Raw genomic sequence first — 25,128 nt, 5'->3', positions numbered from 1 at the left:
TTTCCTAACCGCCGAAACCGCGGGCGAAGGCGCCGCCACCGATGACACGGCGGGCGAAGATGAGGGCAATGAACGACGGCACCCAGAGCAGAACGGAGAGGACCGCGCCATACTGGATGACCATCTGGTTGTTGATGTAGCTGATCATCAGCACCGGCATGGTTCGGATGCCCGGTGCGCCGAGGAGCCATGCGCCTTCGGTCTCGTAAAAAGTGCTGACGAAGCTCAAAAGCACGGCGGCGACGATGGTTGGTCCCGCCTGCGGCAGGGTCACCGACCAGAAGACCCGGAGCGGGCTGGCGCCGACATCACGGGCCGCCTCCTCCATGCGCCGGTCGACGGCCTGGAAGGCGGCGACCGGAATCCAGATCATGAACATCAGCGTGCCGACAAGCTGGATCAGGACAACACCCCAGAACGTGCCGATAAGGTTGAGCTGCAGGAAAATGGCGGCAATCGCCACGAGCAGCCCGAATTTCGGAAAGGCATGGCCGGCAAGGAAGGAGAAGAACAGGAGATTGCGGCCCGGAAAGCTCATCCGCGCAAAGGCATAGGCGGCGGGAAGGCAGATCAGCGCCGAAAGCAGGGTTACCGCCGTGGTCAGTTGCAGGCTCAATATCAGGGCATTCCACACATCGGCGCGCCCCAGCGTCTGGCCCCAGAAACGGAAACCGAATTGTTGCGGGATCACGTTGGGAAAACGCCAGACCTCGGTGAAGGCCCAGGTGCCGACAACGAGCAGAGGCCCAACGATGACAACAGTGAGAAGGGTGGCGAAGACGATGCCGGGCCAGTCCATGCGCGGCCGCGGCCGTGTCAGGGTTGTCATGTCATTTCCCCTGGTTGCGCGCGACCGAGCGCACGTAGAACAGGCCGAAGGCGATGCAGAAGCCAAAAGCGACGACGGCCTGGGTCATGGCGCCGACGGGATCCTGCACGTCGCGCAACGTGCGCTGCATGAAGGGACCGATCATTTCGGGAGATGCGGGGCCGAGGAGATAGGGCAGGGTGAACGACGAAAAAATGCCGAGCACCGAAAAGGACAGCGCAACCAGAATGGAGTTGGAAATGCGCGGCAGGATGATGTGCCAGAAGACCTGAAGGGCGTTGGCCCCCACGTCACGCGCAGCCTCGACCGACTGGTTGGCGACGCTGCCGAGCCCGGCGAGCAGGATCAGCACCGTCAGCGGAATATTGTCCCAGACAAGACCGATCACCGGTCCCCACGGCGTGAGATAGGGTGTGCGGATCTTCGGCAGATGGACGGCATTGAGCAATATATCCACCATACCGTTCGGGCCCAGAACGCGGATGAAGGCGAAGGCGAGGATGATGGAGGGCACGAACATCGGGAAGATGGCCAGCGCCTGCACATAGGCCGGAAGACGGCCCTGCGAAAAGCGAAGATAAAGCGCGATCGGCAGGCAGATCACCAGCAGGAGCGCCGCGCAGACCAGCGTGGTCCAGAGCGTCACGGCGAGATTGTCGAGGCTGTAACGATCCGAGAAGAAGAAAACATAGCTCGACAGATCGAAGCGGGCTTGACCGTCGGCACCCTTGCGCCAGACCGTGCGGCCGATGGCATTGATGGCGGGCCAGATCACCAGCCAGATCATCAGAAAAACGGGAATGGCGACGAGCAGGAGGCCCACTGGCCTCCTGCCCGTATGATCGATGAGCGGGCGAACCGCTCCTTCTGCAGCCTCGGTCACGCTTTGCGGTCGACGTTCGGAGCGACGTGACGATACCAGCCATCATTGATGGCGGTTTCCCATTTGCCGCCCGGGAAGGTGGGAATGGTCTGCGGGATGATATCGGCGAAGCGCTTGCGCAGGTCAGCCGACACATAGTCCCAGGAAACGCCGGGGAAACCGCCGAGTTCGGTGAGGATGGCGCCCTGGATTTCTTCCGACAGCACGAAGTCCGCGAGCTTGAGGGCGGCATCGCGATTGGCGCCGTTCGCCAGCACCACGGCGCGTGAGAAATCGCCGCAAAGCGCCAGATCCTGGAGCTGGACGAGACCGGTTTCCTTCGGCAGAACACCCTGATCGATGGCCTTGAGCACCTGATCGGACCAGACCGGGGTCATGGTGACGACGCCCTGTGAGAGGAGTTGCAGGGACTGTGTGTTGCCGGAAGAATAGGCGCCCTTGCCATAAAGCGAAGGGGCGATGTCGGTCAGCAGCGCCCATGCCTTGCCCAGAGCCTTGTCGCTGGCTTCCTGGGTGTAGTTGTCGACCGTGAAGGCCTTCGGGTCGAGACCGTTGGCCTGATGGATGGCGCGGCGGACGAAGTTGCCGCCGGAACCGCCCTTGTCGGGACGGTTATAAACGAACTGGCCGGGATTGGCCTTGATCCAGGTGACGAGTTCATCCCAGGTTTTCGGCGCATCCGCAGGCTTCAGCTTGCTGGTGTCATAGGCAAGCAGGACCTGGCTGCCACGATAGGGCAGGCTATATTCGGTGCGGATGGCGAGCGGATTGACGCGCGAATAGTTGGAAAGGCCGGCTTTCGCGATGTTCACATAGATACCGGCGTCGATGGCGCCGGCGGGCAGAAGCGGATCGGCGGTTTCGAAATAATCGGCCTGCGGATCGGTGCCCGTCTGTTTCGCGGCAATGGCGCGCTCACCGATGGCGATGATGCCTGCACCATCGCCGGCATCAACGAGATTGAGCTTCAGGCCGGGATTGGCCGCTTCGAAAGCGGGCTTGATGGTGTTGGACCAGAAATCGAGGATATTGGTATCCGAACTGGTGTACCAGTCGATCGTGCCCGGAGCGGCAAAGCTCATGCGGGGCGCAAGGGCGAGACCGGCGGCGGCGCCCGCGGCGGACATCATAAAAGTGCGGCGTTTCATCTATGTCTCCGATATTTCGGCGCGAGTGGAGCTGCGAAGCGCTGACCCGTCTGGATGGGAAAGGCGCTGGCCGGTCGCTGCACGGCTGTGCATTTTCTGGACGGGCTGGCGGCGGTTCTAATGGCTTTCCTTAACGCTTTCGTGACAGGCGTCGTGGGGCGAGCGCAGCTGTCGGCCTCACCCGCTGCCACGAAAAGATCACGATTCATTCAGCCACAGTTCACCCGGCTGGGCGCTAAATCCCCCCATCCCACAAGGAGGGAAATAAGATGCGCAAGATGATTTTAACCGCCGGACTGATTTTCGGCGCCCTGTTCGGCACCGGCGTGAATGCCATGCCTGTCGGCCAACCGTCCGCACCTTCGGCATCCCATGTTCAGACGGTGGATTATGCCTGCGGACGCGGCTTCCATCTGTCACCCCGCGGTCATTGCCGCCCGAACGGCCCGCCACGTTATGAGCGCGGCTGGGACCGCCGCGATCGCTGGGAAGGCCGCCGGGAATGGCGGGAACGCCAGGCGAGACGGGAATGGCGCGAATGGCGCGATCGCCGGGACTACCGGGATTATCGCGACCGTCGCGACTATTATCGCTACTGATCGGGCAAGGCCCTCTCCAGCCGGGAGGGCCTTTCTTTTATGTGTCGGTCAACTCATGCATCCGTCCCCGGCAGCGCGTCGATACAGCGTCGCATCCGCCGATCATCATGGCCCGCGACAGATTTGCATCCGCGTGAGGAAACCAGGGCCGTAGTTCGGGGTTAGTCCCATATCACCGTTCATGAGGAGGATATGATGGACATGACCAGACGCACCATTCTCACCGCAGGCGCGGCAACGGCCGCCGTCGCAATCTTTCCCAGCCCGCATGTCGCGCGGGCCGCATTGCCTTTGATACAGCCGAAACTTCCCTTTGCTGAGGCCGATCTGGCGCCCGTGATTTCGGCAAGAACGGTTGGCCTGCATTACGGAAAACATCACAAGGCCTATTTCGACAAGCTGAATACGCTTGCGGCCGGTACCCGTTATGCCGACATGGAGCTGGCCAAGATCGTCACGGAATCCGCGAGGTCGAAGGCGGCGGCGGACGTTAAAATCTTCAACAATGCCGCTCAGGCGTGGAACCATGTCGCCTATTGGGACCAATTCGTTCCCGGCGGGCCGAACCGGCCGACAGGCGATCTCGCCGCTTCCCTCAACGAGACCTTCGGAGACTATGACGGCTTCATCAAACGCGCGGTCGATGTGTCCGACACGGTGTTCGGCACCGGCTGGGTGTGGCTGACGCGTGGTGACGACAACAAGCTCGCGCTGATCGGATATGAGGACGGCAACAATCCCGTGGCCGTCGGTCGCCCGGCCTATCTCGGCATCGATATCTGGGAACATGCCTATTACCTTGATTACGAAAACCGCAAGCCCGAACATATCCGAGCCGTGCTCGACAAGCTGGTCAACTGGCGGGTCGTCGAAGAACGGATGAAGGCCTGACGGGTCCCCGCTGCGCAAAACCTGCCGGGATCGCCCGATACCCGGCGGGTTGCCCTGAGGTGCATTTGAGCTACTATGCGCCGATGGCGAGGAGGCCATGTACAAGGAGGGTTCATGATTTACCGGTCTTCAAAAAGACGCACCGTGTTGAAACTTGCCGCGGCGGCGGTGTCTTTCGGCATGATGGGAATGACTGCGAGTGCCGAGGGCTTTCCCGATCGAACGATCACGCTGGTTGTTCCTTTTGCGGCGGGCGGCTCCACGGACGTAGTGGCGCGTGTCATCGCGCAGAAGATGGGTGATGAGCTCGGCCAGCAGATCGTGGTTGAAAATGTCGCCGGGGCCGGTGGCAATCTCGGCGCCGACCGGGTGGCCCGCGCCGACCCGGATGGTTACACGATCCTGATGGGCACGGTTGCCACGCACGCGCTCAACCCGCTCATTCTCAAGACCAAGCCTTACGATCCGCAGAAGGATTTCGCACCGGTTTCGCTGCTGGTGGTGGTTCCGAACGTGCTGGTGGTCAATCCGAAGCTCAACGTCAACAGCGTCGAGGAGCTGATCGCGCTCCTGAAAGCGGAACCCGATAAATATGCCTATGCCTCTTCCGGCAACGGCACACCGCTGCATCTTTCCGGCGAGCTGTTCAAGAGCATGGCCGGCGTCAGCATGCAGCATGTGCCCTACAAGGGGGCAGGCCCGGCGCTCAACGATCTTCTCGGAAACCAGATTTCCATCATGTTCGACAATCTGCCGTCCTCGTCGGGACATATAAAATCCGGCACCTTGCGGGCGCTCGGCGTCACCACCAAGGAGCGGGCTTCGTCCTTCCCGGATCTGCCGACGATTGCCGAAACCGTGCCGGGTTACGAGACCTATACCTGGAACGCGCTCTTTGCGCCCGCCGGTACGCCGGCCGATGTGGTCGACAAGCTGAACGCCGCCGCCAAGAAGGCACTTGCGGATGCGGGCGTTGCCGCACGCATGGCGGATTTCAGCGCCAAGATCGTCGCCTCCTCGCCGGATGAACTGAAAGACCACGTTGCGGCTGAGATCGCCAAGTGGGAACCGGTGGTCAAGAACGCAAATGTGCAGATGGACTGACCGGGAGCGGTAAATCTCCGCTTCCGGTCTGCCGCTGCGTATCCCGTCAGGCTGCGCGGCGGATGATATCGACCTCGGAAATCGTGGCCGCGCCCGGAGCGGCCACGATCATGGCGGCCGGTCGGCTGGTGTGTTATTTTCACATCACTTGCCATAAGGTTGCAAAAATCCGCTTGGCAAGGTCGAGCGGCTCAGCTACAAAACACTTCACCGCGTCAGATCGAACAAAGGGAGGCGTTGCATGACACCAGCATTCATCAAAAACCTCCCGCAAGGTATGTCCCGACACTAGGTCATATCCATTCGCGGCCCGCCTTATGCGCGCCCGACATGCGGTTTTGTTTTCCTTCATAGCCCGATTGATCTGACGGGATCATTCTGTCTTCCCGCCGGGGCTGTGCCATCCAACTTCCGTTTTGAGGACCGGTCGTCCTGTTTCGTGACGCCGGACTGGTTAAAATGTCTCGCAAGAAGCTCGATTTCCGCGCCGATGCCTATCGCCATGTGCTCGGCTTTGTTTTCAACCATTGGAGCCACCGAAAGGCGCTCGTTGGTTTCATCATCGTGCTGGTGGTTGCCAGCACGCTTGCCGAAGTGATGGTGCCGGTCTTTTCCGGCCAGATCGTTGATGCCATTGCCGGGGGTGCCAATGCTGGTGATGGAGCGCTGCGCGCCTTCGTCATCGTCGTGGCGCTTGGCTTTACCAGCGTCGTGCTGCGCTGGTTCATCTTCAACGGCATCATCCGGCTCACCCTGAAGACCATGGCTGACGTCACCAATAATGGCTTCCACAAGGTGCAGCGTTTCTCCACCGACTGGCACGCCAACAGTTTTGCCGGCTCGACGGTGCGCAAGATCACACGCGGCATGTGGGCGCTGGATTCGCTCAACGACCTGCTGCTCGTTGCGCTCTTGCCCTCCATTGTCATGCTGGTGGGCGCCACCGTCGTGCTCGGCAGTTACTGGCCGGTCATGGGCCTGATCGTCGGTCTCGGCTCGCTGATCTATATCGGCGTCACCGTCGGGCTTTCGATGGGTTATGTTTCGCCGGCGGCACGGCTTGCCAATGCCTGGGACACCCGGCTTGGCGGTGCGCTTGCGGATGCGATCAGCTGCAACGCGGTGGTCAAGGCCTTCGGTGCCGAAACCCGTGAGGAAACGTGGCTTGGTCATGTGCTGGTGAAATGGGACAACCGGACGCGCAGGACCTGGAAACGCGGCACGCTGAACGGCACGATCCAGAGCTTCATGATGGTGTCGATGCAGGCGGGCATCCTCGGCACCGGCCTCATCATGTGGCAGAAGGGTCTGGCGACGCCCGGCGACATAACCTTCGTGCTGGCAATGTTCTTCGTATTGCAGGGTTATCTGCGCGATGTGGGTCAGGATATCCGCAACCTGCAACGTGCCGTCAACGACATGGAAGAACTGGTGCTGCTCGACAAGATGCCGCTGGGTGTCGAAGACAGGCCGGATGCCAAACGGATCAATATCGGCAAGGGCGAGATCGTCTTTGATCGCGTCACCTTCCAGTATGGCGCGCACGCTACCCCGCTTTATGAGGACTTCTCGGTCACCATCAAGCCGGGCGAGCGTGTGGGTCTGGTCGGTCATTCCGGTTCGGGCAAGACGACCTTCGTCAAACTCATCCAGCGCCTTTACGACATAATGGCGGGGGCGATCCGCATCGACGGGCAGAACATCGCCGATGTCACGCAGGCAAGCCTGCGCGGCCAGATCGCCATCGTGCAGCAGGAACCCATCCTGTTCCACCGCACGCTGGCGGAAAACATCGCCTATGGCCGGCCGGATGCCTCGCGTCGTGAGATCGAGCAGGCGGCGAAACAGGCGAGCGCCCATGATTTCATCATGTCCCTGCCGAAGGGTTATGAGACCATGGTGGGCGAACGCGGTGTCAAGCTGTCGGGCGGCGAGCGCCAGCGCGTCGCCATCGCCCGCGCCTTCCTGGCGGATGCGCCGGTGCTGATCCTGGATGAGGCAACCTCAAGCCTCGACAGCGAAAGCGAAGTGCAGATCCAGCAGGCGATGGAACGGCTGATGGATGGCCGCACCACGCTCGTCATCGCCCATCGTCTTTCCACGGTCCGGGCGCTGGACCGGCTGCTGGTGTTCGACAAGGGCAGGATTGTCGAGGAGGGCGACCATCAGGCGCTGATCCGGCTCCATGACGGCATCTATCGCCGGCTGTTCGAACGGCAGGCGCTGGAACTGACCAAGGGTCTGGTGGCCTGAAAAACCGGAACGCCGGGGGTATCCTCCCGGCGTTTCCTTCGGAACACTGAACCTACGTCACGAACGCGCCGCTTTGTTCGCGTAAGGGCGTTTTATCCGCAATACCAACAGGATGGTGCACCATGGATTTCAACCCGATCACAAAGCCGCAACGCCTTGTCATCAGGAGAACCCGTATCCATGCCGCATTCCATCACCCTTTCAGACCTCTCGTGGGCAACACCTGACGGTCATCCGCTTTTTTCGAACATCAATCTTCGCTTCGGCCTTGAACGCGTGGGCCTTGTCGGGCGCAACGGTGTCGGCAAGTCGACGCTTCTGAAGCTGATCGCCGGTGAGCTGCTGCCATCAACAGGCACGGTCTCCGTTTCCGGCAGGATCGGCGTATTGCGGCAAAGCGTGCAGGTCGGGGACGACGAGACCATCGCCGACCTGTTTGAGGCGCGCCATGCGCTGCAGGTGCTTTCGCGCGCACAGGCGGGAATGGCCACGCTCGAGGAACTCGGCGATGTCGACTGGATGCTGGAGGAGGCGATTGCCGATGCGCTGGCCGGGGTCGATCTCGATGCATCACCGGCCACACCGCTTTCCGCGCTCTCGGGTGGGCAACGCACACGGGCAGCGCTTGCCGCACAGATCCACGCCGCGCCGGATTTCCTGATCCTTGACGAACCGACCAACAATCTCGACCGCGACGGTCGCATCTTCGTTGCCGATTTCCTGACGGGTTGGCGCGGCGGCGCGATCGTCGTCAGCCATGATCGCGAACTTCTCGAGACGTTCGATGCCATCGTCGAGATGACCTCGCTCGGCGCCGCCCGTTATGGCGGCAACTGGAGCCAATACCGCGCGCAAAAGGCGTTGGAACTGGCGGCTGCCGAGCATGACCTTGCCAGTGCTGAAAAGCGCCTGTCCGAGGTCAGGAAGAAGTCGCAGGAGACGTTGGAACGCAAGGCGCGCCGCGATGCGAAGGGTGCCGCAAAAGCGGCAAAGGGGGACATGCCGCGCATCTCTGCCGGTGGCATGAAAAGGCGTGCTGAAAAGACGAGCGGTGAAAATGCCAATCTCGCCAGCCGCCTGAAAGCCGAAGCGACGGATGATTTGCGGACGGCGCGCGAAAGGATCGAAATCCTGCAGCACGTCACCGTCACCCTGCCGCCCAGCGGCCTGCACGCGACGAAAACCGTGTTGAACCTGCAAAAGCTGACTGCGGGATACTCCGTCGAAAACCCCGTGCTTGCGGACCTGTCCTTCGAGATCACCGGTCCGCAACGGGTCGCCGTCACCGGTCCGAATGGATCGGGAAAAACGACGCTGCTATCCGTGATAACAGGGGATTTGCCACCTTTCGCAGGAAGAGTTCACCTCGGTGTCAACGCGGCGTTCCTCGATCAGCAGGTCAGCCTGCTGGATGCGACGTTGTCGATCCGCGAGAACTTCCTCAAGCTCAATCCGCAATCGGGGGAGAATGCCTGTCGGGCAGCGCTTGCACGCTTCATGTTCCGCGCTGACGCTGCCTTGCAGAATGTCGGAACACTTTCGGGCGGGCAGATGCTGCGTGCCGGCCTTGCCTGTGTCCTCGGTGGTCCTCAGCCGCCGCAATTGCTGATTCTTGATGAGCCGACGAACCATTTGGATATCGATTCCATTGCCGCCGTGGAGGCGGGTCTCAGGGCCTATGACGGCGCCTTGCTGGTCGTCAGCCATGACGAGGCGTTTCTCGCCAGTATAGGCATCGATCGGCGGCTGGAACTTGGAGCCTTATCTGATGGGCCTCAGTAATTCACCGTCACGACGACCGTATCGGCGTAATTTCCCGGTGCCGGTGTGTTCTGCGCCGGCACGCGCCCATAGACGGTCAAAGTCTGCAGGCTGCCGTTTCCCGTGCCGGTGGCGATTTGCCCGGCGCCGCTTCCCCACACATTGGTGCGACCTATGTCGCGATAGAGACCGTAGATGATCGATGATGCACCCTGCACCATCTGGCGTGCGGCGGGCGGGCTGTTGCTCAGGCCGCCATTCAGCGCCACGCTGTAGTTCAGGCCATTGGTGCAGGTGAGATTGATGGCGCCGTTCGCATCGACCGCCGTGTTGAGCACGCCGTGACTGCCGAAATCAATGTTCTGGGCCGAGATGATGCAGGTGGGTGCCACCGCGGCACTCACGGTGAAAGGCACCTGCGTGGGGTTCTGGGTCACGGAGGAACAGCTCGGTGCGATCAGGGTAAAGCCCGTATAGGTGAAGCTGGTCTCGCCGCCGGCAAAGCTGGAGAGATAAAGGCCGCGCGCCGCAGAGGCCTGACCCGCATTGATCCTGCCGTAAACCGTGCGGGTCGTGGTGTTGATCAGCAGTGGCAGCGCCATATCGATCGGCGGCGGCGAGCCGAGCGCCGGCTGGGTGACCGATCCCCAGGAGGTCGTTCGGGCGGAATTCTGATAGAGCTGGTAATTGAGGATGTTGCTGCCCTGGAGCATCCGGCGGATGCCGCCCGACTGGCCGCCGCTGCCGGCATTGATGTTGGGGCAGATGCGAATGGAAAGCGCCAGCGACAACGGGTTGTTGCAGGTCACCGACAATGTCGCCGTGCTGTCCACGGCTGCGCCGCCTGCCAGGTTGACGAAGCCGAAATTCATGTCCGACATGCTGAAGGTGCAGCTTTGTGCCAGAACCGGAGAGGCGGCGAAAGAGGCGGCGATGGCAAGTGCCGCGCGGGTCAGGACCTTCATTGAACGCTCCTGCAGAGGGTTTCGAGAGTGGCGCGCTGAGCGCCTGCGGTGGGAACGGTGATCTCCGCCTCGCATTTTCCCTTAGTGGGCTGCGTGATGTGGAGACGGTGGGTTTCGCCGATATTGTCGAGATAGGCCTGTCCGTCATAGCCGACGATGAACTCGCGCTTGCCGTCGATCGTGCCGGTCGATCCGGTTTCGATGAAGTCGCCGCTCTCGGTCTTCAGCGTCACCAGCGCCACCTGTCCCTCGGTTTCCACCTTGAAATTGACGACCGCGCCGGCTCGCTCGGTTGGCCGAACCGTCTGTTTCGTGTGGTCGATGCGGGCATCGACCGGCAGGTTGCTGGGGTCGAGCGTGATGTTGTTGACGTCATAGGAGCGCAGGTTCGGCAGCAATATCTTGCCGCGGCGGTTCGTTTGACCTATCGGGCGGTTTTCGAGCAGGATATCGACACCGGGTGCGCCCGCATCCACGACGGCGAAGGCGTCATCGATCCGGTTGCCAATAAAGACATCCCCGCCGGCGAGCGCGATCGATCCCTCGATCTGGGCATAGGCCTGTGTCGTGCGGTTGAACTGGTCGATGCCGGCCGAAACGCGTGCGGCGCTGCCGCGATAGCTGCCGGATGCGGAGGCGATATCGTTGCCACCCAATGCGCCGCGCAGCCGCCAGCCGTAACTTCCTTCCGCCTGTTCTTCGGATTTCACGACTTCCGCCGTCAGCGAATATCCATCGGCATTGGAGGACATGCCGGCGGAGCCCGAGACGCCACCACCGAACGACCAGGAGAGACCGGCGAAAATGCCGTAGGAGTTGCTGTCTTCGAGGTCCTTATAGGCGGTGATGAAGATATTGCCGTTTTCACCAAAGGGCCGCGTGGCGGAGAGACCGAGAAGGCGGGATCGGCGCTCATCGAAGGTTTCGAGCTGGGTGTAGGAGAAGTTCAGGCTGGTCTCATCAAATCCGAGCTGCGTGGAAACCGAAATCTGGTCGATGGCGCGCGGCGGTCGCACGCTAAGCAACCCTGAAATCGGCTGGATTTTCGACGTATTGGCCGAGACGGAGGCCATGTCGTTATAGTCACCGAATGCCCGTTGCGATCGCGCGTTAAGTCTCACCCCGAGCAGTTCGGCCTCGACGCTTGCGGAAAGCTGATAGCCGCTTTCGTCGCCGAAATGGCTCGATGCGGCGGAAAGTGCCGCCAATCCATGGGCTCCGAGCGTGAAGACGCCGCCAAGGCCGATATTGTAGAAATCCTCGCCGCCTTCGGCATGGCCTTCGACCGTGAACCCGTCCGATACCCCGTAACGTACCGTTGCCGATCCGAGCAGCCTGTCGTCATAGTCGAAAGACGACGTTCCGTAGTCGCGCCGGGCAAAACCAAGTTCCGCCGAGAAATCGACGAGACCCTTCGCCAGCAGGTCAGGCGAGGTGTAAAAGGGGGTTTCCGACACGATTTCACGTCCGAGCGCATCCCGCACCACCAGTCTCGCATTGCCCGCGCCGCTGATGACGGGAAGATTGGTGATGGAGAAGGGGCCTTCCGGCACATCCTGCGACAGGCGGCGGATATTGTTGACATAGACATCAACCGTGGAGGGCACGGCGGCGGAACCGGCAAATTCGGGCATGGGCATGGTGACGATATCCGGCCGCAGATCGAAATTCCGGCGGATCTGCAGGCCGCCCAGCCGGGTGGGGCGGGTCCAGCTCAGCCCGCCGGTGATCAGGTCGCCGGCCCGATAGGTCGTCAGCGTTTCTTCGTTCGAATAGCTCCAGGTGGTATCGAGGCGCTGGGTGTCGAATTCCGACAGGCGCGAGGTGCTCAGAACCTGGGACGAGGACAATACGCCGAGGGGCCCGAAGACCCGGCTTTCCAGAAGGGCGGAAACGCCGTTGAAGTCGGCGATGTCAGACCATGTGCCACCGCCTGACGAGCCATAGATCGTGTAATTCACCAGACCTCCAAAGTTGCTCGTGGCCTTTTCCTCGGTCTCGTCGTCTTCTTCGTGCGTGCTTTTGCCTGATGCGTCGATCACCTTGTTCGCCCGGGCTGCGATGGGCAGGGTGAAATGTACGGACTGGGTGCTCTCATCGTAACGCGCCGTCACCCCAGGCAGCCGGGAGACATCGATCCAGCCATCCGCACTGACGGCGCTCTCGACCGGGGATATTCCGATGTTCTTCAGCTGATCCGGTTCGATGAGGAGCGATCCGGCGTCGTTTTGGCGAAATGTCGCGATCAGGTCTGTCGAAACATCATTGATGTAGACTTCGAGCTGCAATTGTCCCGCTTCTCCCGCGGCAAAAGAAGGCGCTGCTGCCGCAGGGGGAATATCCTGCGCCATGGAGAAACTGCCCGAAAAAAAGACCGTCAAACCGGCAATCGTCAAAACGGCAAGGTCAGCCGCCCGAGACGCGCGCCGTCGCATTGACGGGGCCGCCTTCGCTGTCTGCCGAAATCTTCAGCGTGCCGCCGGCCTTGCCGCCCGTTGCCGGAACGAGGAAGGTTACGGCGGATTTGCCGAGTACATAACCCACCAGCCCCTGCTGGCGGCCAATTGGCTGGCCATTACCGCCTGACAGTATCAGGTTGGCGATCCTGATCCGCCTCTCACCTGCGTTCGACACCGAGACCCTGTAACCCTTGCCCTGCGGCGTCACCTTCCAGACCGGCTCCGCGTCACCGGTGGAAGCGGGCGAGAAGAAGACGGGTATGGAGTGGCGGACCACCAGATTGACGGTGCCGGATTGCGGTTTTCCCGCCGGTGGCAATTCGTCGACGATGATGCGGTAACTTTCCTCCGCCCTGACGGGTGTTTTGGAGAGCCGGACGATGCGGATGAGATTTTCCGCGCCGCCCTTCAGCTGCGTCATCGGCGGGCTGGCGACGACGTCGTTTACCGCCGTGTAGACATCCTGGCCATTCTGCTGGGTCCAGCGGAAAATCCGGACCTGCACGTTGATCGGGGTTTTCGCATCGTTCCAGATGCGAAGGCTGGAGGCCGCTGTCGGGGCCTTGAGATCGAGAAGAACGGGGGCGACCCGTAAGGATGCAGCCTGTGAAGGCGAGACACTCAAACCGGCAAAAAACGCAGCCGCTAAGGTAAAAAGACGCATGCGCGATCCTCCCTATGGCGATCAGTAATTGAGCGTGGCCGTCACCGTATCGGTATAGACGCCGACCGCAGGTGTCGTCTGGGCAGGTACGCGCCCAAAGACAGTGAAGTTCTGCGGTGCCCCGGTTCCCGTGCCCGTTTGCCGGTCCGTTCCCACGGTATTGCCCCATACCGTGCTATGTGCCGCAGTCGTATAAAGCGAGTAGGAAATGGTCGCACCCGCAGTCGACGTCATCAGCCGGTTGGCAACCGTCGCTCCCGAGCCGGCGCCGGCGCTGAGGCCGAGGCTGAAGGGCGTGCTAGCAGTGCATTGCACGACGATCTGGCTGGTGACGTCGATCGGGGCGCCGATCACGCCATTGGTCCCGAAATCGAGATTGCCAGCCGAATTGATCTGGCATGCCGCCTGAATGGTGATCTGGACGTTGAAATTCGTCGTGGCGACCTGCGCAAGGCCCGATGCCGGTGTGAGAACCAGTGCCGCCAGCGATAACAAGTAGCTTGATGTCGAAAACCTCATGCTGCCTCCCCAAGCTGTCGCGCTGCCGATTTGTCCGGAGCGCGCCATCTAATCACGCCAATAACGGGTAATTAGAATGATCTAATATTCGCGCTGATTTGGTTAATAAATCCTTAACGGGGGAGGTCCGAAAAACCAGTGGCTGAAACATGCCGGTTACCACAATCGAAAGTATAGGTGCGTGGGCAGATCCGGAGCTCGGGATCGATGCAAATCCCGTCTACGGGTTTTTTACTGAAAAGCACCATCTTGTCAGCCGGCCCCTGTTGGCGTACTCGAAATCGATAGAAACCCGGGCCGATGAGCAATACCGTTGGGTGGCGCTCGGTATCGGCTCCATAGACACCATGACGTTGGGATTGCGATGAACCTTTACCTGGATTACCTGGCTGAAATCAAAAGCAGAGAAACACTGGGTCTCGCACCCAAACCCATTGATGACGGTGCGCTGACGGCCGAGATCATCGAGCTCATCAAGGATGCCGGCAGCGAATACCGCGCCGATGCGCTGAAGTTCTTCATCTACAACACCCTGCCGGGCACCACGAGTGCTGCCGGCGTCAAGGCTGCCTTCCTGAAGCAGATCATCCTCGGTGAAATGCTTGTGCCGGAGATCACGCCTTCCTTCGCTCTGGAACTGCTGTCGCACATGAAGGGCGGCCCGTCGATCAAGGTGCTGCTTGATGTCGCGCTCGGCAACGATGCCGCGATCGCTGTCAAGGCGGGTGACGTGCTGAAGACCCAGGTCTTCCTTTACGACGCCGACATGTTCCGCCTGCGCGACGCCTACAAGGCAGGCAGCGCCATCGCCAAGGACGTTCTGGAAAGCTACGCAAAGGCCGAGTTCTTCACCAAGCTTCCTGATGTCGATGACGAGATCAAGGTCGTCACCTTCATCGCCGCCGAAGGCGATATTTCCACCGACCTTTTGTCGCCCGGCAACCAGGCGCATTCGCGCTCCGACCGTCAGTTGCACGGCCAGTGTATGATCTCGCCGGAAGCGCAGGCGGAAATCGTCGCGCTGCAGCAGCAGCACCCCGACAAGCGGGTGATGTTGATCGCCGAAAAGGGCACGATGGGCGTCGGCTCGTCGCGCATGTCGGGCGTCAACAACGTGGCGCTGTGGACCGGCAAGCAGGCCAGCCCCTATGTGCCCTTCGTCAACTACGCGCCGATCGTCGCCGGCACCAATGGCATTTCGCCGATTTTCGCCACCACCGTCGATGTGACGGGCGGTATCGGCGTCAACCTGAAAAACTGGGTGAAGAAGCTCGGTGAAGACGGCAAGCCGATCCTCAACAATGACGGCAATCCGATCCTCGAGCAGAAATATTCGGTCGAAACCGGCACCGTTCTGAAAATCGACGCCAAGAACCGCAAGCTGCGGGACGAAGCCGGCACCGAACTGGTGGACCTCGCTTCTTCCTTCACACCGCAGAAGATGGAATTCATGAAGGCCGGCAGCTCCTATGCCATCGTCTTCGGCAAGAAGCTCCAGACATTCGCGGCTCAGACGCTCGGCGTCGAGGCGACCCCGGTCTTTGCACCGAACAAGGAAATTTCGATCGATGGCCAGGGCCTCACCGCCGTCGAGAAGATCTTCAACCGCAATGCCGTCGGCGTCACCCCCGGCAAGGTGCTGCATGCCGGCTCGGACGTGCGCGTCAAGGTCAACATCGTCGGTTCGCAGGATACGACCGGTCTGATGACCGCGCAGGAACTGGAAGCGATGGCGGCCACCGTCATTTCGCCGCTGGTTGACGGCGCCTATCAGTCGGGCTGCCACACCGCTTCCGTGTGGGACAAGAAGGCGCAGGCCAACACGCCGAAGCTCATGTCCTTCATGCACAATTTCGGCGTCATCACCGGCCGTGACCCGAAGGGCGTCTATCATTCGATGACGGACGTGATCCACAAGGTGCTGAACGACATTACCGTGGACGATCGGGCGATCATCATCGGCGGCGACAGCCATACCCGCATGTCCAAGGGCGTGGCCTTCGGTGCTGACTCCGGCACCGTTGCGCTGGCACTGGCAACGGGCGAAGCGACCATGCCGATCCCGCAATCGGTCAAGGTTACCTTCAAGGGCACGATGCAGCCTTACATGGACTTCCGCGACGTGGTGCATGCCACCCAGGCGCAGATGCTTCAGCAGCACGGCGACAACGTCTTCCAGGGCCGCATCATCGAAGTCCACATCGGCACGCTGCTCGCCGACCAGGCCTTCACCTTCACCGACTGGACGGCCGAAATGAAGGCCAAGGCGTCGATCTGCATTTCCGAGGATGAGACGCTGATCGAGTCGCTCGAAATCGCCAAGTCGCGCATCCAGATCATGATCGACAAGGGCATGGACAATGCCGCCCAGACGCTCAAGGGCCTGATTGACAAGGCGGATCAGCGTATTGCTGAAATCCGCTCGGGCGAAAAGCCGGCTCTGAAGCCGGACGCCAACGCGAAATATTTCGCTGAAGTTGTCGTTGATCTCGACGTCATCAATGAGCCGATGATCGCCGATCCTGACGTCAACAACAACGACGTCTCCAGACGCTACACGCATGACACGATCCGTCCTGTTTCCTATTATGGCGCAAACAAGAAGGTCGATCTCGGTTTCGTCGGCTCCTGCATGGTGCACAAGGGCGACGTGAAGATCGTTGCGCAGATGCTGCGCAACATGGAAAAGACCGAAGGCAAGGTGGAGTTCAAGGCGCCGCTCGTCGTTGCCGCACCGACCTACAACATCATCGATGAGCTGAAGGCGGAAGGGGATTGGGAAATCCTGCAGAAATATTCCGGCTTCGAATTCGATGACGTCAACCCGAAGACCTCGAACCGCACCGAATACGAAAACATCCTCTATCTGGAGCGTCCTGGCTGCAACCTCTGCATGGGCAACCAGGAGAAGGCGGCAAAGGGCGATACGGTTCTCGCAACCTCGACCCGTCTCTTCCAGGGCCGTGTCGTGGAAGACAGTGCCGACAAGAAGGGTGAATCGCTTTTGGCTTCCACCCCGGTCGTGGTGCTCTCTGCAATTCTTGGCCGCACGCCGAGCATTGAAGAGTATCGCTCTGCCGTCGAAGGGATCGACCTGACGAAGTTCGCCCCGCCGAAGACGACGCCGATCGATTCCCAATCGGTGCACTACTAAGCATCGGGTTTCGCAGGCTCCAGCCTGCGAATGCGGTCCAGCCGACCGGCATTACATGAGTGAACGCAGCGGAAAGTGATTTCCGCTGCGTTTTCATTTGCGTGGAGATGATTTTTTATAATTTGCTGTAACGGCAAAAATGCGTTTTGCATGCCGAATTGTCAGCACTTGCATGGCTCGGGTAACACTTCATTTAGTGATTTTGTGAAATCTAAAATACGCAGGTTCCAAGGGTTGATCCGGAGCCGGTAGAACAAGCAGAGCTACCCTTGAATTGCCCCGGCGGCGGTTCAGAAGGCATCCGCTTGTCGCCCTATGAGGAGGGGCAACAGCTACCCGCGATGTTTCATCATCTGGTTCCCCGGCCTGCCTTATGGGCGGCGGGAGAGCGCTTGCCTTGAGGCCATTCATGTCTTTCCTGAAGAATACCAAGATAAAAACGAAGGTCGTTTTTGTCATCTCGTTGATGAGCCTGATGTCGCTTTCCGGAATAAGCTATGTCAGCCTGCAATATAAGAGCACCGATACCGTCTATAGCGATTTCATCGGCCATGAGGCCCTTGCTGCGGTGCTAAACGCCAGAACCAGCGGCAATCTCAATGCGCTCGGCATGCAGATGCTGCGCGCCAGCCTTAACGATCCGGCGAGCAGCGATTTCGAAGCCGCGGTCAAAACCTTCAGGGCGGATCGCAAGCAGCTCGAAGAGCGCCAGAACAAGATCATGGAGCTGGTGCCGGCACGCACGGATGCCGCCCGCGACATCCTCAAGGGTGTTGTCGAGGTCGAGGAGATCGGCAACCAGGTCATCACCCTGATGCAGGCCGGAAAGCAGGCCGAAGCGCAGCAGATGGCGCTCAACGTTCTCAGGAAAATAACCGAGGTCTCGCCGAAGATCAGTGCGGGTAACGAGCAGCTCATCCAGGTCATGAATGACGGCAGGGAGCGTTTGACTGCTAGCACCAACACGACGATCTGGACGGGTCTCATCACCCTCGCACTGGTGTCTATCGCCCTGATCGCACTTGGTCTGTTTGTCTCGTCGCGCGGCATTACCACGCCGATTGCGCGGCTTCGCGCCCGCATGGAAGCACTCGCCGCCGGTGATACCGCAAGCGAGATCGACGGCATGGACCGCCGGGATGAAGTCGGCCAGATGGCCGCCACCGTCCAGGCCTTCCGCGAGAACGCCATCGCGCGCGTGCGGCTGGAGAATGAAACCGAAGCTAACCGGTCCATGTCCGAAAAGGATCGGATCGAACGCGAAAGACAGAAGGCGCAGGAAGCCGCCGACGTTCAGTTCGCCGTCAACAATCTCGCCACGGCGCTGTCCAGGATCGCTGAAGGTGACGTGACCTACCGCATTGCCCAGCCTTTCGTGGTGAGCCTTGACGGTATTCGCGGCGACTTCAACAGGGCTGCGGAACAGCTGCAATCGACGCTGACCCAGGTGGCGCAGAATGCACGCGGTATCGATGCCGGCGCCAACGAAATCAGATCGGCCGCGGACGATCTGGCCAGACGCACGGAGCAGCAGGCTGCGGCGGTTGAAGAAACGGCTGCGGCTCTGGAAGAAATCACCACGACGGTGAAGGACTCCACCAAGCGGGCCCAGGAAGCCGGCCACCTCGTTGGCCGCGCGAAAATCGGTGCGGAAAAATCCGGAGAAGTGGTTCAGAAAGCCGTCTCCGCAATGGAGCAGATCGCGACCTCCGCCAATGAGATTTCCAACATTATCGGCGTCATTGACGAGATCGCCTTCCAGACCAACCTTCTGGCGCTGAATGCCGGCGTGGAAGCGGCCCGTGCGGGCGATGCGGGCAAGGGCTTTGCCGTTGTCGCGCAGGAGGTTCGCGAACTGGCGCAGCGTTCGGCCAATGCGGCCAAGGAGATCAAGAACCTGATCACGACGTCGAACGGGCAGGTTCAGCAGGGCGTGCAGCTGGTTGGTGAGACCGGCAAGGCGCTGGAACTGATCGTGACGGAAGTGCAGGAAATCAACCGGCACGTTGCCGCCATCTCAGAATCGGCTCAGGAGCAATCCTCCGGCCTGCAGCAGATCAATACGGCTGTGAACCAGATGGATCAGGACACCCAGAAGAACGCCGCCATGGTGGAAGAAAGCACGGCGGCAAGCCACGGCCTCGCCCGCGAGGCATCGTCGCTCAACCGGCTGATTGCGCAGTTCAAGCTCTCTGAATCCGGTTATGCGGAAACCTCTGCACCCATGCGCACGGCATCGGCGGCCGACAGGCCGGCCGCTTCGCCCGCCCGCGCTCTCGGTGGAAGAATCAGGGCTGCGTTTTCCGGCAATGCCGCGTTGAATACCGCAGCGGACAACTGGGAGGAATTCTGATCCTCAATCGCTTTCAGCCCTTGCATCCGGCGGGGCGGTGAGGGCATCGCTTCAAACATGGACACCGGGGATCAGGGTTTGGGCTCTGATCTCCGGTCTGCGTTTTACCTGCGTCGGCCCTGGGCCGCCCCCGTTCTTTGCCTTTTGCGTTCACGCCCGCTAGGTTCATCGCAACTGTCTGCAATGCGCCTCAGGGGGAGCCATGATCGCGGCCTATATCGATGAATTCATCATGTTCTGTGCGGGCCTGTGGATGACGCTGGTGGGGTTTGGTTATCTGGCCCTGTCTAAAAACCCCGCATACCAGCCGTGGGTGGCGCGTCACTTCAAATGGATGGGGCCGATGCTGATCGTGATCGCGATCATTCTGGCCATAGCGTCGTGAGGCTTGAAGTCGTCATGTGCCAGCGCTTGGCCTTTGGCCCATTTTGCGCTAACCAAGAGCCATGATTAAAGCCTCGAGTATCACCTGCATCTAGCTCCCGCCTGAGCGCGAGGAGCATCTGGCGCAAAACCGGTCGGTTTTGCGCCAGGCTTGTGCTTGCCTGAAGGCAAGCGAATGCGAACAGATGCAGTGAGACTATTTCAATGGAAAACTATTTCGAAAGCCCGTTCCGGGGCATGACGCTCGACAAGCAGGTGAAGAGCCCGAACCTCGTGGTCGGAAAATACAGCTATTATTCCGGCTATTATCACGGCCACAGTTTCGAGGATTGCGCTCGGTATCTGCTGCCGGATGAGGGCGCGGACAGGCTGGTGATCGGAAGCTTCTGCTCGATCGGTTCGGGCGCCGCCCTCATCATGGCGGGCAATCAGGGCCATCGCAACGAATGGATCAGCACCTTCCCGTTCTTCTTCATGCCGGAGGTGCCGGAATTCGAGAATGCCGCCAACGGTTATCTGCCGGCGGGCGACACGGTGATCGGCAACGATGTGTGGATCGGTTCGGAAGCGATCATCATGCCCGGCATTACCATCGGTGATGGCGCGGTGATCGGAACGCGGGCACTGGTGACAAAGGACGTCGAACCCTACGCCATCGTCGGCGGCAACCCCGCAAAAACGATCCGCAAGCGGTTTGACGACGATAGCGTCGCCCTGCTGCTCGAGATGAAATGGTGGGACTGGCCGGCGGAGCGGCTAAAAGCCGCGATGCCGCTCATGACCAGCGGCAATGTCGCGGAGCTCTATCGTTTCTGGCGGTCCGATAGCCTCTAGCGGTAAAGATTGCCGGCCCGTCCAAACAGGGCGGGCCGGCGTCCATCACTCTGTCAGGGCGAGGTTGCCGGCAGGCCGCGGTTTGCCGTTGCCGACCGGATGAAGGGTTGCCGCTCCAACTCCGACCTCTGTTGCGCCCGGCGCAGATGAAGCAAGTCCTTGCGTGTGACAAGACCGACGAGACTGTTCGAAGACCTGTCGACAATGGCGATCCTGCCGGTATCGGCGCTCAGCATCAGGTCAGCGATCAAACCGACCTGGTCGTCTTCATGCCCCACCGGGACCTCACGATCAGCGAGCTTGTCGGCCAGCGTCTCTTCCTCATTTGGCGGCTCCTGTTGCCAGGAGAGGATGTCTGCCCGCGATACAAGCCCCACCAGCTTTCCCTCAGGCTGCACGACCGGATATGTCCGGTGCGTCTCCTGTGAAGCGGTGAAAAATGAAATCGCCTCCGATACCGTCATCGCGGCGGGAAGGGTGTCGACCCTGCGGATCATGATCTCAGAGGCCCGGGTCAGTTCGAAGGAATCGATCGCATATTCGCGCGTGATGTGCTGGCCGCGCCTGGCGATCTTTTCCGTCAGGATCGAGCGCCGCATGAGGAGGACGGTGACGGAATATGCGGCCACCGTGGCTATCATGAGCGGGATCGCGGTGCTGAGATCACCGGTGATTTCGATTGCGAAGAAAATCCCGGTCAGCGGCGCGCGCATGGTTCCGCCCATCATCGCCGCCATGCCAAGCAATCCCCAGAGAGCGGGTTCGCCAGGCAGGAACGTTCCGGTTACATAGCCCAACGATCCACCCAGAATGAGGAGCGGCGCCAGCACGCCGCCGGATGTGCCCGATGACAGGGCGATGAGCCATATTCCGGACTTGACCAGCAGAATGGTGACGACGGCCTGCATGGCGAGATTGTTGTTGAGGAGGTCGGCAACGATGTCGTAACCGACGCCGAGCGCCCTCGGCTCCATCAGGCCGCCGAGGCCGACGGCGAGACCGCCGAGAGCGGGCCACCACATCCAGTGGATCGGAAGTTTTTCGAACAGGTCTTCGATCTTGTAGAGCAATATGGTCATCAGCCCGGACTGCAATCCGGCGAGCACGCCAATCAATATGCAGGGTGCAATCCCCCACCACGGCAGGTCATAACCGAAATTCGCGGGAAACAGGGGGCCCGCGCCGAAGAAGAACGGCCGCCAGCTGATGGCAACCGCCGCGGCGACTGCGACCGGTATGAAGCTTCTGGGCTTCCATTCGAACAGCAGCAGTTCGACGGCCAGCATGACCGCGGCGATCGGCGAACCGAAGATCGCCGTCATGCCGGCGGCGGCCCCGGCCACGAGCAGGGTTTTGCGTTCCGCGCTGCTCATGTGGAAACATTGGGCGAAGAGAGAACCGATCGCGCCACCCGTCATGATGATCGGGCCTTCGGCGCCGAAAGGGCCGCCGCTGCCGATTGAAATGGCCGAGGAAAGCGGCTTCAACAGCGCCACTTTCGGCGACATGCGGCTGCCGCCGATGAGGATGGCCTCGATCGCTTCCGGAATGCCGTGCCCGCGGATTTTTTCCGAGCCGAAACGGGCCATCAGGCCAATGACGATCCCGCCGAGAACCGGTGCCGCGACCATCCACAGGGAAGGATGTATCTCCGCGAAACTGACATCCTGCGTGCTGAAGCGGCCAAGCCAGACGATGTTGGTGACAAGCTGGATGAGGCTGACGAGAAGCCGGGCGGCAAGGGCGCCTAACGAGCCGACGATGGCCGCCATGACGATCAGCAGCAGCACGCGTTTGTCCGTCGTGAAATCTCCAGCCTGCCGCCGTGGAAAACCGGTGCCGAATTGGTTTGATCTGGGAGACGAAGAGGGTTGGGTCAACGGCGTATCCTTGCGTGCACGAAAACAGTGGCGCGACAAATATGTCGTAATACGATATAAATCAACCGGTTTGTGATCCGTCAAATATCCTGCGATGTTCATTCGCGGACAGCCGGGCTAAAGAGCAATGAGAGGCGACCAGCATAAGGGCTTGCGAAATATGACATTACCCACCCAGTCGGAGTATGAGGCGCTTGCCGTCTTTCGCCATACCCTCAAGAAATTCATGGATTTTAGCACCTCGGCCGCGCAGGCCGCCGGCGTGCCGCCACAGCAGCACCAGGCGCTGCTCGCCATCAAGGGGCTGCCGCAGGGTGAGGTCATGACGGTCGGGCTTCTTGCGGAGCGGTTGCTGATCGCGCCGCATTCCGCAACGGAACTCGCCGGGCGTCTGTTGAGTGGCGGTTTCATCACGCGCGAAGCAGACCCATCGGACCGGCGCCGCCAGACATTGCAGCTGACGGAAAAGGCCGAACAGGCAATGGCGCATCTGAGCGCCATCCACCTGACGGAAATCCGCGAAATGGCGCCGCAACTGATCGCCATACTGAGCGAGCTTGGAAACGTGAAGAACGCTTAGAGAGAAAGATAAGCTTGCCATCGAGGGCGCCGGTTCGACCGGCGCCCCGGAGCATGATCAGGACAGATGATGCGGCTTCTGCAGCCCATAGACGGGTGTCTTAAGCCCCGCCTGTCTGGCTTTGAGCTGAAGCGACAGATATTGCGAATAATGGCGAGACTGATGCAGGTTGCCGCCGTGGAACCACAGGGCGTCCTGCCGGGTCGGCTTCCACATGTTGCGCTGCTCGCCCTTCCACGGGCCGGGATCCTTTGTCGTGTCGGAGCCGAGGCCCCAGCATTTGCCGACCTTGTCCGCCACCTCGCGCGAAATGAGGTCCGCCGCCCAGCCGTTCATCGAGCCGTAACCGGTGGCATAGACCACCAGATCGGCGGGCAGTTCCTTGCCGTCCTTCAGCACCACCGCATTTTCGGTGAGATGTGAGACGTCCACGCCGGATTTCAGCTTGATCGAGCCGTCGATCACCAGATCGCAGGCGCCGACATCGATGTAATAACCCGAGCCGCGGCGCAGATATTTCATGAAAAGACCGGACTCGTCATCGCCGAAGTCGAGCATGAAACCGGCCTTCTCCAGTGCCGCATAAAAATCGGCATCCTGTTCGCGGATCCGGTTGTAAATCGGAACCTGGAATTCATGCATGATCCTGTAGGGCAGGGAGGCGAAGATGAGGTCGGCCTTGCGCGTGGTCATGCCGTTTGCAACCGCGCGTTCGGAATAGAGATCGCCGAGGCCGATCTCCATCAGTGAGTCCGATTTGACGATGTGGGTAGAGGAACGCTGCAGCATGGTGACATCAGCACCCACTTCCCAGAGCGCCGCGCAGATATCATGCGCCGAGTTGTTGGAGCCGATCACCACGACCTTTTTGCCGGCATAGGCGTCCGGGCCGGGATGTTGCGAGGAATGCTGCTGTTCGCCCTTGAAGACATCCTGCCCGGGGAATTTCGGTACATTGGCCTTGCCGGACATGCCGGTTGCCAGCACCAGCTGTTTCGGTCGCAGCACGACTTCCTTTCCGGCACGATCGACAACCACCGTCCATTCGCCGGTCGTCTCGTCATATTGCGCCGATTTGCAGGTGGTGGAGCCCCAGTAATTCAGCTCCATGACCCTGGTGTACATTTCCAGCCAGTCGCCCACCTTGTCCTTGGGTGTGAAGACCGGCCAGTTTTCCGGGAAAGGAATATAGGGCAGGTGGTCGTACCAGACCGGGTCATGCAGGCAGAGCGATTTATAGCGCTTGCGCCAGCTGTCGCCGGGCCGCTCGTTCTTTTCGATGATGATCGTCGGCACACCGAGCTGGCGAAGGCGCGCGCCAAGCGCGATGCCGCCCTGTCCGCCGCCGATGATGACGACATAGGGCTGCTCCGCATAACCGAGTTCCGCGGCCTCGGCCTCACGTTTTTCCTTCCAGGTCCGGCGGCTGCGATCGTGGCCGTGTTCCGCGCCCATCGGCCGGCGAATGCCCTTTGGTTCCTCGTGGCCTTTCAGTTCGCTCATGGTGGTGAGCAAGGTCCAGATCAGCCCGTCCTTCAGGCGGATATGGCCGTAACCACGGGCGACGCCAGTCTCGAACTCGAACCAGCCTTCGGTGACGCCGCCGCCTTCAGAGGCCTGCTCCTTGACATCCTGCACGAAGCCGGAGGGCTTGATAGCGGCGAGCTGGCTGGCCAGCATGTCGTGGATCTGTTCGCGGCCCTCCAGCGTCTTCAGGTTCCAGGTGAAGGTCACGAGATCGCGCCAGTAACAATCGGCCTGAAACAGGTTGACGGCGGCGTCTATGTCGCCGGCTTCAAGCGCATTGCCGAGCTTCGAAAGAACCGTGTCGATTTTGGTGGCGGGACTGACATCAAGCATATTCATCT

Annotated in this window: 19 protein-coding genes; 10 read left to right on the top strand and 9 right to left on the bottom strand. The window is 60.6% G+C overall.

From position 1 onward, the window contains the following. Window positions 1–4: 4 nt before the first annotated feature. Genes O8B93_RS07055 through O8B93_RS07045 form a run of 3 tightly spaced genes read right to left on the bottom strand, consistent with a single transcriptional unit; the run spans window position 5 to window position 2,860 of the window. A complete protein-coding gene (locus O8B93_RS07055; RefSeq protein ID WP_269709131.1) occupies window positions 5–829 on the bottom strand; it encodes an ABC transporter permease in 825 nt (274 codons plus the stop codon). Between the two features lies 1 nt (window position 830). After that, a complete protein-coding gene (locus O8B93_RS07050) occupies window positions 831–1,712 on the bottom strand; it encodes an ABC transporter permease (RefSeq protein WP_269709130.1) in 882 nt (293 codons plus the stop codon). After that, window positions 1,709–2,860: an extracellular solute-binding protein gene (locus O8B93_RS07045; protein WP_269709129.1), complete on the bottom strand. Its 1,152-nt coding sequence runs from the start codon at window positions 2,858–2,860 to the stop codon at window positions 1,709–1,711. The genes O8B93_RS07050 and O8B93_RS07045 overlap by 4 nt, the downstream gene beginning before the upstream one ends. Window positions 2,861–3,129: 269 nt before the next feature. Here O8B93_RS07045 and O8B93_RS07040 point away from each other — a divergent pair, with 269 nt between their 5' ends. The 5 genes from O8B93_RS07040 (at window position 3,130) to O8B93_RS07020 (ending at window position 9,489) form a co-directional block, all read left to right on the top strand. After that, on the top strand, window positions 3,130–3,459 hold the full coding sequence (locus O8B93_RS07040) for a GCG_CRPN prefix-to-repeats domain-containing protein (RefSeq protein WP_269709128.1): 330 nt from the start codon (window positions 3,130–3,132) through the stop codon (window positions 3,457–3,459). Window positions 3,460–3,654: 195 nt separating this feature from the next. Further along, window positions 3,655–4,350: a superoxide dismutase gene (locus O8B93_RS07035; protein ID WP_269709127.1), complete on the top strand. Its 696-nt coding sequence runs from the start codon at window positions 3,655–3,657 to the stop codon at window positions 4,348–4,350. A gap of 114 nt (window positions 4,351–4,464) precedes the next feature. After that, a complete protein-coding gene (locus tag O8B93_RS07030) occupies window positions 4,465–5,454 on the top strand; it encodes a Bug family tripartite tricarboxylate transporter substrate binding protein (RefSeq protein WP_269709126.1) in 990 nt (329 codons plus the stop codon). 459 nt (window positions 5,455–5,913) lie between these two features. Further along, window positions 5,914–7,707, top strand: a complete 1,794-nt coding sequence (locus O8B93_RS07025) for an ABC transporter ATP-binding protein (RefSeq protein WP_269709125.1) — start codon at window positions 5,914–5,916, stop codon at window positions 7,705–7,707. A gap of 180 nt (window positions 7,708–7,887) precedes the next feature. Then, a complete protein-coding gene (locus O8B93_RS07020; protein ID WP_269709124.1) occupies window positions 7,888–9,489 on the top strand; it encodes an ABC-F family ATP-binding cassette domain-containing protein in 1,602 nt (533 codons plus the stop codon). On the opposite strand, the gene O8B93_RS07015 is transcribed toward O8B93_RS07020, so the two are convergent. From O8B93_RS07015 to O8B93_RS07000, 4 genes are read right to left on the bottom strand one after another with little or no spacing between them, the layout of a single operon-like run. Continuing rightward, window positions 9,483–10,433 (bottom strand): Csu type fimbrial protein, encoded by a 951-nt coding sequence (locus O8B93_RS07015; protein WP_269709123.1) that lies wholly within the window; start codon window positions 10,431–10,433, stop codon window positions 9,483–9,485. The genes O8B93_RS07020 and O8B93_RS07015 overlap by 7 nt on opposite strands. After that, the gene (locus O8B93_RS07010; protein WP_269709122.1) at window positions 10,430–12,868 is read right to left on the bottom strand and encodes a fimbria/pilus outer membrane usher protein; all 2,439 of its coding nucleotides are present in this window, start codon (window positions 12,866–12,868) and stop codon (window positions 10,430–10,432) included. The genes O8B93_RS07015 and O8B93_RS07010 overlap by 4 nt, the downstream gene beginning before the upstream one ends. After that, entirely contained in the window at window positions 12,840–13,556 is a 717-nt protein-coding gene (locus tag O8B93_RS07005) for a fimbrial biogenesis chaperone (RefSeq protein ID WP_269709121.1), read from the bottom strand. Before O8B93_RS07005 ends, O8B93_RS07010 begins: the two co-directional genes overlap by 29 nt. A gap of 21 nt (window positions 13,557–13,577) precedes the next feature. Beyond that, the gene (locus O8B93_RS07000; protein WP_269709120.1) at window positions 13,578–14,075 is read right to left on the bottom strand and encodes a Csu type fimbrial protein; all 498 of its coding nucleotides are present in this window, start codon (window positions 14,073–14,075) and stop codon (window positions 13,578–13,580) included. A gap of 364 nt (window positions 14,076–14,439) precedes the next feature. Here O8B93_RS07000 and O8B93_RS06995 point away from each other — a divergent pair, with 364 nt between their 5' ends. The 4 genes from O8B93_RS06995 to catB all read left to right on the top strand — a co-directional run bounded on the left by O8B93_RS06995 (window position 14,440) and on the right by catB (window position 20,800). Beyond that, the gene (locus tag O8B93_RS06995) at window positions 14,440–17,229 is read left to right on the top strand and encodes a bifunctional aconitate hydratase 2/2-methylisocitrate dehydratase (protein ID WP_269709119.1); all 2,790 of its coding nucleotides are present in this window, start codon (window positions 14,440–14,442) and stop codon (window positions 17,227–17,229) included. 409 nt (window positions 17,230–17,638) lie between these two features. Beyond that, on the top strand, window positions 17,639–19,582 hold the full coding sequence (locus O8B93_RS06990) for a methyl-accepting chemotaxis protein (RefSeq protein WP_269709118.1): 1,944 nt from the start codon (window positions 17,639–17,641) through the stop codon (window positions 19,580–19,582). 202 nt (window positions 19,583–19,784) lie between these two features. Next, the gene (locus tag O8B93_RS06985) at window positions 19,785–19,967 is read left to right on the top strand and encodes a hypothetical protein (RefSeq protein ID WP_269709117.1); all 183 of its coding nucleotides are present in this window, start codon (window positions 19,785–19,787) and stop codon (window positions 19,965–19,967) included. A 203-nt stretch (window positions 19,968–20,170) separates the two neighbouring features. Continuing rightward, the gene (gene catB / locus O8B93_RS06980) at window positions 20,171–20,800 is read left to right on the top strand and encodes a type B chloramphenicol O-acetyltransferase (RefSeq protein WP_269709116.1); all 630 of its coding nucleotides are present in this window, start codon (window positions 20,171–20,173) and stop codon (window positions 20,798–20,800) included. Between the two features lie 53 nt (window positions 20,801–20,853). Here the strand turns inward: catB and O8B93_RS06975 are convergent, their stop codons facing one another. Next, on the bottom strand, window positions 20,854–22,680 hold the full coding sequence (locus O8B93_RS06975) for a chloride channel protein (protein WP_269709115.1): 1,827 nt from the start codon (window positions 22,678–22,680) through the stop codon (window positions 20,854–20,856). A 160-nt stretch (window positions 22,681–22,840) separates the two neighbouring features. On the opposite strand from O8B93_RS06975, the gene O8B93_RS06970 reads away from it, so the two are divergent. After that, the gene (locus O8B93_RS06970) at window positions 22,841–23,260 is read left to right on the top strand and encodes a MarR family winged helix-turn-helix transcriptional regulator (RefSeq protein ID WP_269709114.1); all 420 of its coding nucleotides are present in this window, start codon (window positions 22,841–22,843) and stop codon (window positions 23,258–23,260) included. Between the two features lie 57 nt (window positions 23,261–23,317). Here O8B93_RS06970 and O8B93_RS06965 read toward each other — a convergent pair whose 3' ends face one another. Further along, entirely contained in the window at window positions 23,318–25,120 is a 1,803-nt protein-coding gene (locus O8B93_RS06965) for an NAD(P)/FAD-dependent oxidoreductase (RefSeq protein ID WP_269709113.1), read from the bottom strand. Between the last annotated feature and the right edge of the window lie 8 nt (window positions 25,121–25,128).

The organism is Martinezella rhizogenes (genome assembly GCF_027460065.1).
In the GTDB taxonomy this organism is placed as follows: domain Bacteria; phylum Pseudomonadota; class Alphaproteobacteria; order Rhizobiales; family Rhizobiaceae; genus Agrobacterium; species Agrobacterium rhizogenes_C.
Note: the sequence above shows the minus strand (reverse complement) of the source record. Positions and strands in the feature narration are given on the sequence as shown.

What these genes read in the sequence shown, in the direction of transcription:
- O8B93_RS07055 (WP_269709131.1), bottom strand. Translation starts at nt 829, where the DNA reads ATGACAACCCTGACACGGCCGCGGCCGCGCATGGACTGGCCCGGCATC.
- O8B93_RS07045 (WP_269709129.1), bottom strand. Translation starts at nt 2,860, where the DNA reads ATGAAACGCCGCACTTTTATGATGTCCGCCGCGGGCGCCGCCGCCGGT.
- O8B93_RS07040 (WP_269709128.1), top strand. Translation starts at nt 3,130, where the DNA reads ATGCGCAAGATGATTTTAACCGCCGGACTGATTTTCGGCGCCCTGTTC.
- O8B93_RS07035 (WP_269709127.1), top strand. Translation starts at nt 3,655, where the DNA reads ATGGACATGACCAGACGCACCATTCTCACCGCAGGCGCGGCAACGGCC.
- O8B93_RS07030 (WP_269709126.1), top strand. Translation starts at nt 4,465, where the DNA reads ATGATTTACCGGTCTTCAAAAAGACGCACCGTGTTGAAACTTGCCGCG.
- O8B93_RS07025 (WP_269709125.1), top strand. Translation starts at nt 5,914, where the DNA reads ATGTCTCGCAAGAAGCTCGATTTCCGCGCCGATGCCTATCGCCATGTG.
- O8B93_RS07020 (WP_269709124.1), top strand. Translation starts at nt 7,888, where the DNA reads ATGCCGCATTCCATCACCCTTTCAGACCTCTCGTGGGCAACACCTGAC.
- O8B93_RS07015 (WP_269709123.1), bottom strand. Translation starts at nt 10,433, where the DNA reads ATGAAGGTCCTGACCCGCGCGGCACTTGCCATCGCCGCCTCTTTCGCC.
- O8B93_RS07010 (WP_269709122.1), bottom strand. Translation starts at nt 12,868, where the DNA reads ATGCGACGGCGCGCGTCTCGGGCGGCTGACCTTGCCGTTTTGACGATT.
- O8B93_RS07005 (WP_269709121.1), bottom strand. Translation starts at nt 13,556, where the DNA reads ATGCGTCTTTTTACCTTAGCGGCTGCGTTTTTTGCCGGTTTGAGTGTC.
- O8B93_RS07000 (WP_269709120.1), bottom strand. Translation starts at nt 14,075, where the DNA reads ATGAGGTTTTCGACATCAAGCTACTTGTTATCGCTGGCGGCACTGGTT.
- O8B93_RS06995 (WP_269709119.1), top strand. Translation starts at nt 14,440, where the DNA reads ATGAACCTTTACCTGGATTACCTGGCTGAAATCAAAAGCAGAGAAACA.
- O8B93_RS06990 (WP_269709118.1), top strand. Translation starts at nt 17,639, where the DNA reads ATGTCTTTCCTGAAGAATACCAAGATAAAAACGAAGGTCGTTTTTGTC.
- O8B93_RS06985 (WP_269709117.1), top strand. Translation starts at nt 19,785, where the DNA reads ATGATCGCGGCCTATATCGATGAATTCATCATGTTCTGTGCGGGCCTG.
- catB (WP_269709116.1), top strand. Translation starts at nt 20,171, where the DNA reads ATGGAAAACTATTTCGAAAGCCCGTTCCGGGGCATGACGCTCGACAAG.
- O8B93_RS06970 (WP_269709114.1), top strand. Translation starts at nt 22,841, where the DNA reads ATGACATTACCCACCCAGTCGGAGTATGAGGCGCTTGCCGTCTTTCGC.
- O8B93_RS06965 (WP_269709113.1), bottom strand. Translation starts at nt 25,120, where the DNA reads ATGCTTGATGTCAGTCCCGCCACCAAAATCGACACGGTTCTTTCGAAG.